Below are 12,745 nucleotides of genomic sequence, written 5' to 3'. Positions count from 1 at the left end.
CTCAAACGCCGGCGGGGCTGGAAGATCGGGGCTCCGCCCTGGGCCCCGCGCCTCAAACGCCGGCGGGGCTGGATGTGCTGGGTTGTGCGGTCGGGCCGGGCTACTGCAGCGGCTTCGTCATGCAGCGGCTGGAGTCGTGGAAGCGGTAGTGGCCGAATTTCCGGGACATGGCGTAGCCCGAGGAGAGGTAGAGGGCTATCGCCTCCGGCTGCTGGTCGCCCGTTTCGAGGACCATGCGGAGGCGGCCCGCCGCGCGGGCATCGGCTTCCAGGGTGGCCAGGATGCGGCGGGCCAGGCCCAGGCCGCGGGCCTCCGGGACCACGTACATGCGCTTGAGTTCGGCGTCGCCGTCCGAGTAGCCCTGGTCGTTCTCGTCCTGGATGCGCCAGCCGCCGCTCGCCACCGGGGCGCCCGCGGCGTCGTACGCGAGGAGGTACAGGCCGCGCGGCGGGGCGAACATCGCCGGGTCCAGGAAGGTCGCGTCGCCCTCACCGTCGTACCGCACCCGGTATTCGAGCTGGACCTGGTCGTTGAGTTCGACCGCGTCCGGGTGGTCGTACGGCACGGTGCAGAGCTGTATCCGGTGAGGCATCTGAATATCGTACGGAACCGCCCCGCCGGGCCCGCGTGCCCGCCGTGAGACGGGAACGCCCGGCCGGGGGCCCGGCGGGTAGGCTGCTCCCGTTTTGTGCGATGTGGGGAGCTTGTTTTGATCACTGTGACGTCCGTGAATGTGAATGGGATCCGCGCCGCCGCCAAGAAGGGCTTCGGGGCGTGGCTCGAGGGATCCGATGCCGACGTGGTCTGCCTGCAGGAGGTGCGGGCCGAGGAAGCGCAGATTCCGGACGAGGTCCGGACTCCCGCCGGCTGGCACACCGTGTTCGCGCCGGCCGCCGCCAAGGGGCGGGCCGGTGTCGCTCTCTACACGCGGCGGGCGCCCGAGCGGGTGCAGGTCGGGTTCGGCAGTGAGGAATTCGACACGGCCGGGCGGTACCTGGAGATCGACCTTCCCGGTGTGACCGTGGCCAGCCTCTACCTGCCCTCGGGCGAGGCCGGGACGGAGAAGCAGGACGAGAAGTACCGGTTCATGGGCGAGTTCCTGACCTACCTCGCCGCGCTGAAGGTGCGGGCCGCCGCCGACGGGCGCGAGGTCGTGGTCTGCGGTGACTGGAACATCTGCCACCGGGAAGCCGACCTCAAGAACTGGAAGACGAACCGGAAGAACGCCGGCTTCCTGCCCGAGGAGCGGGAGTGGCTCGGGAAGGTGTACGCCGAGGCCGGGTACGTGGACGTGGTGCGCGAGCTGCACCCGGACACCGAGGGCCCGTACTCCTGGTGGTCGTACCGGGGCCGCGCCTTCGACAACGACGCCGGCTGGCGGATCGACCTCCAGGTGGCGACGCCCGGGCTGGCCGCGAAGGCCGTCAAGGCGTTCGTGGAGCGGGCCGAGACGCACCCCGAGCGCTGGTCCGACCATGCGCCCGTGACCGTGGTCTACGAGCTCGGTTCCTGACCGGCGGCGGAGGCCAGCAGGCGGTCCATCGCCATCGTCAGCTCGGCCTCGACCACGCTCTTCGCCAGCGGACGCAGCCGCGTGAGCGCGTCCGGCGACGGCGAGATGTGGGTCGACATCAGCTCGGTGAACAGGAGCGCCATCGCGTCCGCGTGCTCGCGGACGCGGCGCCCGGTCTCCAGGACCGCCGCCAGCGGGACGCCCTCGCGGACCAGCGCCGAGGAGACGTCCAGCAGCCGCCGGCTGACGTGCACGATCGCGTCGCCGTCCACGGCGAGGTAGCCCAGGTCGAGGGAGGCCGCCAGGTTCTCCGGGGTGACCTCGCCCTCGAAGTAGTCGGCCAGGGCCTCCGGGGTCAGCCGGACCGGGGTCTCCTCCGACCAGCCGATGCCGAGCAGCTCGCCGAGCTGGCTCACGTCGCGGCCGCTCTCGAAGGCGGCCGTCAGCTCGGCGATGCCGCCGAGGGTGTGCCCGCGCTCCAGCAGGGCCGCGATGGTGCGCAGCCGGGCCAGGTGGTGGTCGTCGTACCAGGCGATCCGCCCCTCGCGGCGCGGCGGTGGGAGCAGTTTGCGCTCGCGGTAGAAGCGCAGGGTGCGGACCGGGATGCCGGCCGCTTCGGCCAGCTCCTCCGTGCGGTACTCGCGCACCGTCTTCGCTTCCGTCTTCGCTTCCGTCTCATCCTTCGCCACAGGCGCACCTTATGGCGTACCGACAGTAACTTTCCCGGCGTGACCCCTACCCATGAGTACGGGGCTGCTCTACCCTCCCGATTGTGCCAGTGATTGCTGGCAGTGTTCCGATGGTATCTGCGGATGATGCGGAAGGCGGCGGGCATGGGCGGCAAGGACGGGCGCGGACGTGAGCACGTACGGGTGGCGGTGATCGGGTCGGGCTTCGGCGGACTCGGCGCGGCCGTACGCCTGCGGCGCGAGGGGATCACGGACTTCGTCGTCCTGGAACGGGCCGACTCCGTCGGCGGCACCTGGCGCGACAACAGCTACCCGGGCTGCGCGTGCGACGTCCCCTCGCACCTGTACTCCTTCTCCTTCGCGCCCAACCCGGACTGGCCGCGCACCTTCTCCGGCCAGCCGGCCATCCGCTCCTACCTGGAGCACGTCGCCGACACCTTCGGGCTGCGCCGGCACATCCGGCTGAACTCCGAGGTCCGGATGATGCGCTGGGACCCCGACGAGCTGCGCTGGGAGATCGAGACCTCCGCCGGGCACCTCACCGCCGACGTCGTCGTCTCGGCGACCGGGCCGCTCTCCGACCCGAAGATGCCGGAGATCCCCGGGCTCGCCGAGTTCCCCGGCAAGGTCTTCCACTCCGCCCGCTGGGACCACGACTACGACCTGCGAGGCAAGCGCGTCGCCATGATCGGCACCGGCGCCTCCGCCATCCAGATCGTGCCCGCCATCGCCCCCGAGGTGGAACGCCTCACCCTCTTCCAGCGGACCCCGCCGTGGGTCATGCCCCGCACCGACCGGGCCATCACCGCCGTCGAGCGCTGGCTCCACCGCCAGCTGCCCTTCACCCGGGCGGCCCGCCGCGGGCTGCTGTGGGGGATCCGGGAGCTCCAGGTCAGCGCCTTCACCAAGCGGCCGAACCAGCTCGGGCTGATCGAGTCGCTGGCCAAGGCCAACATGGCCCGCTCGATCAAGGACCCGGCGCTGCGCGCCAAGCTGACGCCGTCCTACCGGATCGGCTGCAAGCGGATCCTGCTCTCCAGCGAGTACTACCCGGCCCTGGCCCGGCCCGATGTGGACCTGGTCGCCTCCGGGCTGAAGGAGATCCGCGGCTCGGTGCTGGTCGCCGCCGACGGGACCGAGACCGAGGTCGACGCGATCATCTTCGGCACCGGCTTCCACGTCACCGACATGCCGATCGCCGACCGGGTGGTCGGCGCGGACGGCCAGACCCTCGCGGACGCCTGGAAGGACGGGATGCAGGCGCTGCGCGGGGCCACCGCGGCAGGCTTCCCCAACTGGATGACGATCATCGGCCCGAACACCGGGCTCGGGAACAGCTCGATGATCCTGATGATCGAGTCGCAGCTCAACTACATGGGCGATTACCTGCGGCAGCTCGGCATGCTGGGCGGGAAGGTCGCGCTCGCGGCGCGGCCGTCGGCGGTGAACACGTGGAACCGGCAGGTGCAGACCCGGATGGAGCGGACGGTGTGGAACACCGGCGGCTGCACCAGCTGGTACCTGGACGCGCAGGGGCGGAACACCACGGTGTGGCCGGGCACGACCGGCGAGTTCCGCCGGGAGACGCGGAGCGTCGACCTGGCCGAGTACGAGGTCGTACGGGTACGGGAGCGCGAGCCGGTCCCGGCCGCCGTTGCGGCTGCCGCCGAGCCGAAGCCGCGTCGCTCCCGCGGGGGCGCCGTGGGGGCCGGTGCCGCGCCGCTGCCGGGGGCTCTGCCCCCGGACCCCCGCGCCTCAAACGCCGGCGGGGCTGGACTTGAGGCGGAGGGGAGCGCGTGAGCAGGTTGACGCACGTCGTCTCCGGGCCCTACTCCCCGCCCACCGCGCGGCGCGAGCTCGTCGCCGACTCCGCCGACGGGGCCCGCCTGCACGTCGAGGTGCACGGGGACGAGGGGGCGCCGGCCGTGGTGCTGGCGCACGGATGGACCTGTTCCACCGCGTTCTGGGCCGCGCAGGTACGGGCCCTGGCCGCCACCCACCGGGTCATCGCCTACGACCAGCGGGGGCACGGCCGCAGCCCCGCCGCCCGGGCGCACAGCACCACCGCGCTCGCCGACGACCTCGTGGCGGTGCTCGGCGCCACCCTCGCCCCCGGGGAGCGGGCGGTCGTCGCCGGGCACTCCATGGGCGGCATGACGATCATGGCGGCGGCCGGCCGGCCCGAGTTCGCCGAGCACGCCGCAGCCGCCCTGCTGTGCAGCACCGGCAGCTCCCGGCTGGTCGCGCAGGCGCAGGTGCTGCCGGTGCGCGCCGGGCGCGCCCGGACCCGTATCACCGGCGCGGTCCTGGGGTCCCGCGCTCCCCTCGGGCCGGTCACGCCCGTCGCCAGGAAGATCCTGAAGTACGCCACGATGGGCCCCGGCTCCGCGCCCGACAAGGTCGAGGCGTGCGCCCGTATCGTCCACGCCTGTCCCACCGGAGTGCGCCACGCCTGGTCCCAGGTGCTGGCCGGGCTGGACCTCGACGCCGAGGTGGCCCGGCTCTCCGTGCCCACCGCCGTCATCGGCGGCACCGCGGACCGGCTCACCCCGATCGTGCACGCCCGCGGGCTCGCCGCCGCGCTGCCGAACTGCGTGGGCCTCACCGAGCTCACCGGCATGGGGCACATGACCCCGGTCGAGGCGCCCGAGGCCGTCACCCGGGCCGTGCGGGAGCTGGCCGAGCTGTATCTCGACACCACCGAGAAGGAGAAGACGCCGTGAGTGCTCGCAGGAGTCTGGAAGGCCAGGTCGCCGTCGTCACCGGCGCCGCCCGCGGGGTCGGCGAGCTGCTCGCCCGCAAGCTCTCCGCCCGCGGTGCGCGGATCGCCCTCGTCGGCCTGGAGCCGGAGGCCCTCAAGGAGGTCTCCGAGCGGCTGCACACCGACAGCGACCACTGGTACGCCGACGTCACCGACCACGAGGCCATGGCCCGTGTCGCCCAGGAGGTCAAGCAGCGCTTCGGCAAGGTCGACATCGTCGTCGCCAACGCGGGCGTGGCCGCCGGCGGGCCGTTCGCCGACTCGGACCCCGACGCCTGGCGGCGGGTGATCGAGGTCAACCTCATCGGAGGGGCCGTCACCGCCCGCGCCTTCCTCCCCGTACTGACGGAGAGCCGCGGCTACTTCCTGCAGATCGCCTCGCTTGCCGCGATCACCCCGGCGCCCATGATGACCGCCTACTGCGCGTCCAAGTCGGGCGTCGAGGCCTTCGCCCACTGCCTGCGCGCCGAGGTCGGCCACAAGGGCGTCAAGGTCGGCGTCGGCTACCTCTCCTGGACCGACACCGACATGGTGCGCGGAGCCGACCAGGACGAGGTCATGCGGGAGCTGCGCCAGCGGCTGCCCTGGCCGTCGAACCGCACGTACCCGCTCGGCCCCGCCGTCGACCGGATCGTCGCGGGCATCGAGCGGCGCTCCCCGCACGTGTACGCCCAGTGGTGGCTGCGCGGGATGCAGGGGATGCGCGGCTACCTGCCCGGGCTCATCGCCACGGTCGGACAGCGCGAGATGAAGCGCTTCGAGCCGCGGTTGTCCGGTGTTTCCAAGGGACTTGTGGGCGCCGGCGGGGCCGCGGACGAGCAGGAGCGCACACAGAGTCACTGATCGAAATGCGAGCTTTGTTCGCCCGTGCAAGTCTGGTCGAGGCCCCACCACCAACACCCCTCATGGAGTGAACAGCATGGGTATCAAGGACCAGTTCCAGGACAAGGCCGACGAGCTCAGGAACAGGGCGCAGACCGGCGCCAAGGGTGCGAAGGACGGGGCGACCGAGCGCACCGCCAAGCTCCAGGAGAAGTCGAAGCGCAGGCCGCAGCAGCAAGCGGACCCGGTGCGCAGCGAGTTCGACGCCTGACCGGACTGCCGTAGGACCTGCGAAGGGGCGCGATCCCCGATGGTGTGGATCGCGCCCCTTCCGCATGCTCCTCTCCCGGGGCTTCCGGGGCTTCCGGGGCTCCCGGGGAGAGGAGCTACTCCCGGGGCGGGAGCTTCGGACGGCGCCGGTCCGGTACGTCCGTGTAACCGGGCGGCACCGCGGCCGGGTCCTGCTCCAGCAGCTCCAGCGCCAGGTGCACGGCATCGTCCAGACCCGGGTACCGCCCCTCCGCCCAGTCGAGCGGGGTGCGCAGGACCGGGAAGTCCGGTTCCACGCCGTGGTTCTCCACCGACCAGCCGTACTCCGGGAACCAGGCGGCGTTCATCGGCACCGTGATCACCGTGCCGTCGCCGAGGGTGTGCCGGCCGGTCATGCCGACCACGCCGCCCCAGGTGCGCTGGCCCACCACCGGGCCCAGCCCCAGCAGTTTGAAGGCCGCGGTGATCATGTCCCCGTCGGAGGAGGTCGCCTCGTCGGCCAGCGCCACGATCGGACCGCGGGGCGCGTTGGAGGCGTACGACACCGGCTGGGCGTCGCGCGTCAGGTCCCAGCCGAGGATGGAGCGGGTCAGCTTCTCCACCACCAGCTCGCTGATGTGGCCGCCCGCGTTGCCGCGTACGTCCACGATCAGCGCGGGGCGGGACATCTCCATCCGCAGGTCGCGGTTGAACTGCGCCCAGCCCGAGCCGCCCATGTCGGGGATGTGGAGGTAGCCGCACCGGCCGCCGCTGATCTCCCGGACCACCTCGCGCCGTTTGGACACCCAGTCCTGGTAGCGCAGCGGCCGCTCGTCGATCAGCGGCACGATGGCGACCCGCCGGGCGCGGCCCTCGCCCTCCGCGGGCTGGAAGGTCAGCTCGACCGTGGTCCCGCCCGCCGCCGACAGCAGCGGATAGGGGCCGGTCACCGGGTCCACGGGCCGTCCGTCCACATGGGTGAGCACGGCGCCCTCCCGGATGCCGGTGCCGGCCAGCGGGGAGCGGGCCTTGGAGTCCGAGGACTCGCCGGGCAGGATCCGGGCGATCACCCAGGTCCCGTCCTTGGGGTAGAGATTGGCGCCGAGCAGGCCGATCGCCCGCTGGTAGTGCGGGGGGCCTTCGTTGCGGCGTGCGGGGGAGACGTAGGCGTGCGAGGTGCCGAGCTCGCCGAGGACCTCGCGCAGCAGGTCGGCGAACTCGTCGGGGGAGGCGACCCGTTCGACCAGGGGGCGGTACTGGCGCAGCACCCCGTCCCAGTCGATGCCGCACATCCTCGGCTCCCAGAAGTAGGCGCGGATGATCCGCCCGGCCTCCTCGAAGGCCTGGCGCCACTCGGCCGCCGGGTCCACCTCGTGCAGGATGCGCCGCAGGTCCAGGTAGACGGTCGAGTCGCTGTCGCCCGACTCGGTCGCCGGGACCGCGCGCAGGTCCCCGTCGTCGTTGATGACCAGCCGGGTGCCGTCGCCGCTGACCGCGAACCAGTCGAGTCCCGAGGCCAGTTCGGTCTTGCGGGCCTTGGTGAGGTCGAAGTGCTCCAGCGTGGGCTTGCCGCTGATGTCGTTGGGGTTGGCGAAGGTCTCGCCGAGCGCGCCCGAGATCGGCCAGCGCAGCCACACCAGCCCGCCGCCGTGCACCGGGTACAGGGCCGAGTACTTGGACGCGGACACCGGGAAGGGGGTGACCCGGCTCTCCAGCCCCTCCACCTCCACGGTCACGGAGCCGTCGCCGTCGGACGAGTCCCCTTCGACGGGGTCCAGTCCCCCCGCCGCGGGCCGGCCCTCGGCGGAGAGCGCGAAGGGGGAGGGGGTCGCGGAGGACAGCGGCACCAGGTACGGGCGGCAGCCCAGCGGGAACGACAGGTCGCCGGTGTGCACGTCGTAGACCGGGTCGAAGCCGCGCCAGGACAGGAAGGCCAGGTAGCGCCCGTCCCGGGTGAAGACCGGATTCTCGTCCTCGAAGCGGCCGTTGGTGACGTCGATGATGACGCGCCCGCCCGATCCCGAGATGTGGGCCATCTTGATCTGCCGCAGCGAACGGCCGATGCCCGGATGCGACCAGGTCAGCCAGCCCCCGTCGGGGGAGAAGGCCAGGTCGGTGACGGGTCCGTTGATGGACCGGATCAGCTCGGTGACCTCTCCGTCGGACTCCTCCGTCGCGTTGACGAGCAGCAGCCGTCCGTCGTTGGAGGCGATGGCGAGTCGCTCCCCGTCCGGGTCCGAGAGCAGTTCGGTGACGCGCCCCAGCTCGCCCGAGGCCAGCCGGCGCGGCTCGCGCTCCCCGGAGGCCCGGGGCAGGTAGGCGATCTCGATCGCGTCCTCGCCCTCGGCGTCGGTGACGTAGGCGACCTGCCCGCCGCTGCCGAGCATCTCCGGCAGCCGCACGCGCACGCCCGGGGTGTCGGCGATGGTCCGGGCGGGCCCGTCGCGGTGGGTCAGCCAGTACAGGCTGCCGCGCACCACGACCGCGCTGGCCCGGCCGGTGGTGTCCACGGAGAGCGAGTCGACGTTGCTGGCGGCCGACGCCTGGTAGGTGCGCCGGCCCGCGCGGGGGCCGCCGAGGCGGACCTGGAGCCTGCGCGGCACGGCGTCGGGGGCGAGGGACTCGACGAGCCAGAGTTCCCCGGCGCACTGGTAGACGATCCGGGAGCCGTCGCTGGAGGCGTGCCGGGCGTAGAACTCGTCGTGGTCGGTGTGGCGGCGCAGGCCGGTGCCGTCGGGCAGGACGGAGTACAGGTTGCCGATGCCCTCGTGGTCGGAGAGGAAGGCGATCCGGCCGCCCACGAACATCGGCGCGTCGAGGTGCCCCTCGACGTCCTCCAGCAGCTGCCGGCCGTGCAGCCACAGCCGGCCGGTGGCGCCGCCGCGGTAGCGCTTCCAGGCGGCGGGCTCGTGCGGGGGCTTGCCGGTGAGCAGCAGGGTGCGGTGCTCGCCGTCGGTGTCGGCGACTTGGATGTCGGACACGGGCCCCCAGGGGAGGCGTCCGCCGGGGCTGCCGTCGGTGGGCAGTTTGTAGGCCCAGGAGTAGTAGGAGAACGGCTGTCCCCGTGAGGAGACCGCCAGGATGTTGCCCTCGGGGTCCCAGCCGCAGACCCGGGTGTCGATGGCGCCCCAGTGGCTCAACTGGCGGGCCGGGCCGCCGTCGACGGGGGCGAGGTGGATCTCGGGGTCGAGGGTGCGCCAGGTGGCGAAGGCGATGTGCTTGCCGTCGGGGGAGAACCGCGGGTGGTTGACCCGGGTCCGGTCGATGGTGATCCGCCAGGCCCGCCCGGGCGTCTGCCCGTCGGGGACCAGCGGCGCGACCCAGAGGTCGTCCTCGCTGACGAAGCACAGGAGGTCGTCGTGCAGGTGCGGGAACCGGAGGTACGCGACGTCGTGACTCACCCCCCAATGCTTTCCGCGGTGGGGGGCCCTGGCAACTCGTACACGTGATCCATGACACTCCGCCAAGCGAAACGGAACGGTTTCGTTTCGCTTGGGGTCGGGGTATCGTCTTAAACGTACGGAAGAGTTTCGTTCGGACGGAGGGGCGGAGATGACCGAGGCGATGGCGGCCCGGCGCAGCCGGATCACCCCCGAACGTCAGGCCGAACTGCACGAGGCGGTCCTCGACCTCCTGCGTGACGTCGGCTACGAGGCGCTGACCATGGACGCGGTCGCCGCCCGTACGAAGTCCAGCAAGGCCACCCTCTACCGCCAGTGGGGGAGCAAGCCGGAACTGGTCGCCAAGGCCCTGCGATGCACGCAGCCCGTTTCGCTGCGGGAGATCGACACGGGCACCCTGCGCGGGGACTTCGCGCTCATGGTGGAGCACTCCGACGACGCGCAGATGGCCAAGGACACCGCGCTGATGCGGGGTCTGGCCCATGCCGTCCACGAGAGCCCGGAGCTCCACAAGGCCCTGCGCGACCTGCTGGTCGACCCGGAGATCAACGGTCTCCAGGCGATGCTCCAGCGCGCGGTGGACCGGGGCGAGATCCGACCGGAGTGTCCGGCCCTGGATTTCGTACCGCACATGCTCATCGGGGCGTTCATCGCGCTCCCGCTGATCGAGGACCGTCCCGTGGACCGGGCCTTCCTCGGTGAGTTCATCGATGCCGTGGTCTTCCCCGCCCTCGGCGTCTGATCCACCCCGTCCCCTTCGGCTCCACCGCTTCCTGCTGCTCCTGACACGCCGCTCTCGTCGTCGGGCCGGCTCTCCACGCCCTGATCCATCCGGATCCATCCCACGACCTGAACGGGAGAACCACCGACGTGGCTACCTTCCTCTACCGGCTCGGCAGGGGCGCCTTCCGGCGCCGCGGCCTGGTCGCCCTCATCTGGGTGGCGCTGCTGTTCGCCGCCGGCTTCGGCGCGGCCTCGGCCGGCGCCCCCACCTCCGGCTCGTTCTCGATACCCGGCACGGAGGCCCAGAAGGCCTTCGACCTGCTGGACAAGAAGTTCCCGGGCATGGCCGCCGACGGCGCCACCGCCCGCATCGTCATCAAGGCCCCCGAGGGCGCCAAGGTCACCGACCCCGGCCCCAAGGCGGAGGTCCAGAAGATCGTCGCCGGCCTGAAGTCGGGACCGGGCGCGGAGCAGATCTCCTCGGTCGCCGACCCGTACGAGGCCCAGGCCGTGAGCCAGGACGGTTCCACCGCCTACGTCAGCGCCAAGTACGACGTCAGCGGCATGGAGCTGAAGGACGAGACCCGCGAGGCGCTGAAGGACTCCGGCACCGCGGCGAAGGCCACCGGCCTGAACGTCCAGATCGGCGGTGACGCGCTGATGGCGGCCCCCGAGACCGGCTCCGGCGAGATCATCGGCATCATGGTCGCCGCGATCGTCCTCGTGATCACCTTCGGCTCGCTGATCGCGGCCGGGCTGCCGCTGCTGACCGCCCTGATCGGCGTCGGCATCGGCGTCTCCTCCATCACCGCGCTCGCCAACGTGCTGGACCTCGGCTCCACCACCTCCACCCTCGCGATGATGATCGGCCTCGCGGTCGGCATCGACTACGCCCTCTTCATCGTCTCCCGCTACCGCGCGGAGCTCGCCGAGGGCCGCGAGCGGGACGAGGCCGCCGGCCGGGCCGCCGGAACCGCCGGCTCCGCCGTCGTGTTCGCCGGTCTGACCGTGGTCATCGCGCTCGTGGGCCTGGCCGTCGTCAACATCCCGATGCTGACCAAGATGGGCGTTGCGGCCGCCGGCACGGTGGTCATCGCGGTCCTGGTCGCCCTGACCCTGGTCCCGGCCATCCTCGGCTTCGCGGGCAAGAAGGTCCTGCCCGCCGGCGAGAAGAGCAGGCTGTTCGGCAAGGGCGCGCGTAGCAATTCCTCTGGGGCCGACGAGAAGAAGGCCAACGGCGGCACCCGCTGGGCCCGCTTCGTCCTGCGCCGCCCGGTCATGGTGCTGCTGGCCGGTGTGATCGGCCTCGGCGTCATCGCCATCCCGGCGAGCAAGCTGGAGATGGGCCTGCCGGACGACGGCGCCCAGCCGGTCTCCACCACCCAGCGCCAGGCGTACGACCTGCTGTCCGAGGGCTTCGGACCGGGCTTCAACGGCCCGCTGATGGTCGTCGTGGACGGGGACAAGGCCCTCGCCGACTCCACCGTCGACCGGATCAAGGGCCTGGAGGGCGTCGTCGCGGTCACCCCGCCGACCTCCAACGAGAGCGGCGACGCCTCGGTCATCACCGTCATCCCGAAGGACCGTCCGTCCTCCGTGCAGACGGAGGACCTGGTCCACGAGATCCGCGACGGCAGCGGCGACGACGTCCTCGTCACCGGCGCCACCGCGATGAACATCGATTTCTCGCAGAAGATGAACGACGCGCTGCTGCCCTACCTGGCGCTCGTCGTCGGCCTCGCCTTCCTGCTGCTGATGCTGGTGTTCCGCTCGATCCTGGTCCCGCTCAAGGCGGCCCTCGGCTTCCTGCTCTCGGTCGTCGCCGCCCTCGGCGCGGTCGTCGCGGTCTTCCAGTGGGGCTGGCTCGGCTCGCTCTTCGGCGTGGAGCAGACCGGCCCGATCATGTCGATGATGCCGATCTTCATGGTGGGCGTCGTCTTCGGTCTGGCCATGGACTACGAGGTCTTCCTCGTCACCCGCATGCGTGAGGCGTACGTCCACGGCGAGCGCCCGGGCCAGGCCGTGGTGACCGGCTTCCAGTACAGCGCGCGGGTCGTCGTGGCCGCCGCCGTCATCATGATCGCGGTGTTCGCGGGCTTCATCGGAGCCAGCGAGCAGATGGTCAAGATGATCGGCTTCGGTCTGGCCGTCGCCGTCTTCTTCGACGCCTTCGTGGTCCGCATGGCCATCGTTCCGGCGGTGCTCGCACTGCTCGGGCACAAGGCCTGGTGGCTGCCGAAGTGGCTGGACCGGCTGCTGCCGAACGTGGACGTGGAGGGCGAGAGCCTGCGCAAGCACCTCGAGCGGTCCCCGCAGTCGCCCGAGGGCCCGGACAAGGACCGCGAGCTGGTCAACGCCTAATGGGAGCTACGGAACCGGGGAATGCTCGGTTCCGTAGCCGCCAGCTGGTGAGCACTTTCGACGCCGGAGCCTTCGAGCTCTGAGGTCAGACCGTGCCCTTGCTGGTCGGCCGGGAGGCCAGACCGCTGATGGGGTGGCGTGCCCGCCCCACGGGGCGTGAGCACTGGATCCATTAGGCCGCGTGCCGTGCCTTCCGCAGGCTGCACCGCTGGGTGAAGTACGTGAC

10 protein-coding genes are annotated in these 12,745 nt (G+C 71.7%); 7 read left to right on the top strand and 3 right to left on the bottom strand.

Translation table 11 applies throughout. The annotated features are described in order from the left end of the window. Positions 1-100: 100 nt before the first annotated feature. Entirely contained in the window at positions 101-592 is a 492-nt protein-coding gene (locus OG332_RS18065; RefSeq protein ID WP_327414446.1) for a GNAT family N-acetyltransferase, read from the bottom strand. 117 nt (positions 593-709) lie between these two features. Here OG332_RS18065 and OG332_RS18060 point away from each other — a divergent pair, with 117 nt between their 5' ends. Beyond that, entirely contained in the window at positions 710-1,513 is an 804-nt protein-coding gene (locus OG332_RS18060; RefSeq protein ID WP_327414445.1) for an exodeoxyribonuclease III, read from the top strand. Here OG332_RS18060 and OG332_RS18055 read toward each other — a convergent pair. After that, positions 1,495-2,202, bottom strand: a complete 708-nt coding sequence (locus tag OG332_RS18055; protein WP_327414444.1) for a MerR family transcriptional regulator — start codon at positions 2,200-2,202, stop codon at positions 1,495-1,497. The genes OG332_RS18060 and OG332_RS18055 overlap by 19 nt on opposite strands. A gap of 126 nt (positions 2,203-2,328) precedes the next feature. On the opposite strand from OG332_RS18055, the gene OG332_RS18050 reads away from it, so the two are divergent. The 4 genes from OG332_RS18050 to OG332_RS18035 all read left to right on the top strand — a co-directional run bounded on the left by OG332_RS18050 (position 2,329) and on the right by OG332_RS18035 (position 6,056). Then, positions 2,329-4,002 carry a flavin-containing monooxygenase gene (locus tag OG332_RS18050; protein WP_327419280.1) on the top strand — a complete coding sequence of 558 codons (1,674 nt, stop codon included), beginning with the start codon at positions 2,329-2,331 and terminating at the stop codon, positions 4,000-4,002. Next, positions 3,999-4,925: an alpha/beta fold hydrolase gene (locus OG332_RS18045; protein WP_327414443.1), complete on the top strand. Its 927-nt coding sequence runs from the start codon at positions 3,999-4,001 to the stop codon at positions 4,923-4,925. Before OG332_RS18050 ends, OG332_RS18045 begins: the two co-directional genes overlap by 4 nt. Further along, positions 4,922-5,806 (top strand): SDR family oxidoreductase, encoded by an 885-nt coding sequence (locus OG332_RS18040; protein WP_327414442.1) that lies wholly within the window; start codon positions 4,922-4,924, stop codon positions 5,804-5,806. Before OG332_RS18045 ends, OG332_RS18040 begins: the two co-directional genes overlap by 4 nt. Before the next feature lie 76 nt (positions 5,807-5,882). Continuing rightward, on the top strand, positions 5,883-6,056 hold the full coding sequence (locus tag OG332_RS18035; protein ID WP_327414441.1) for a hypothetical protein: 174 nt from the start codon (positions 5,883-5,885) through the stop codon (positions 6,054-6,056). A 115-nt stretch (positions 6,057-6,171) separates the two neighbouring features. On the opposite strand, the gene OG332_RS18030 is transcribed toward OG332_RS18035, so the two are convergent. Further along, positions 6,172-9,435: a S41 family peptidase gene (locus OG332_RS18030; RefSeq protein ID WP_327414440.1), complete on the bottom strand. Its 3,264-nt coding sequence runs from the start codon at positions 9,433-9,435 to the stop codon at positions 6,172-6,174. A 151-nt stretch (positions 9,436-9,586) separates the two neighbouring features. On the opposite strand from OG332_RS18030, the gene OG332_RS18025 reads away from it, so the two are divergent. Together OG332_RS18025 and OG332_RS18020 are read left to right on the top strand one after the other, a co-directional pair. Beyond that, a complete protein-coding gene (locus OG332_RS18025) occupies positions 9,587-10,177 on the top strand; it encodes a TetR/AcrR family transcriptional regulator (protein WP_327414439.1) in 591 nt (196 codons plus the stop codon). Positions 10,178-10,305: 128 nt separating this feature from the next. Next, entirely contained in the window at positions 10,306-12,519 is a 2,214-nt protein-coding gene (locus OG332_RS18020) for an MMPL family transporter (protein ID WP_327414438.1), read from the top strand. Positions 12,520-12,745: the final 226 nt, after the last annotated feature.

Origin of the sequence: Streptomyces sp. NBC_01233 (assembly GCF_035989305.1) — a bacterium.
Classification (GTDB): Bacteria; Actinomycetota; Actinomycetes; order Streptomycetales; family Streptomycetaceae; genus Streptomyces.
This window is presented reverse-complemented; position numbering and strand designations above follow the sequence as displayed.

Excerpts from the sequence above, each read along its gene's own strand:
- OG332_RS18050 (WP_327419280.1), top strand. The coding sequence starts at position 2,329 with ATGCGGAAGGCGGCGGGCATGGGCGGCAAGGACGGGCGCGGACGTGAG.
- OG332_RS18065 (WP_327414446.1), bottom strand. The coding sequence starts at position 592 with ATGCCTCACCGGATACAGCTCTGCACCGTGCCGTACGACCACCCGGAC.
- OG332_RS18035 (WP_327414441.1), top strand. The coding sequence starts at position 5,883 with ATGGGTATCAAGGACCAGTTCCAGGACAAGGCCGACGAGCTCAGGAAC.
- OG332_RS18025 (WP_327414439.1), top strand. The coding sequence starts at position 9,587 with ATGACCGAGGCGATGGCGGCCCGGCGCAGCCGGATCACCCCCGAACGT.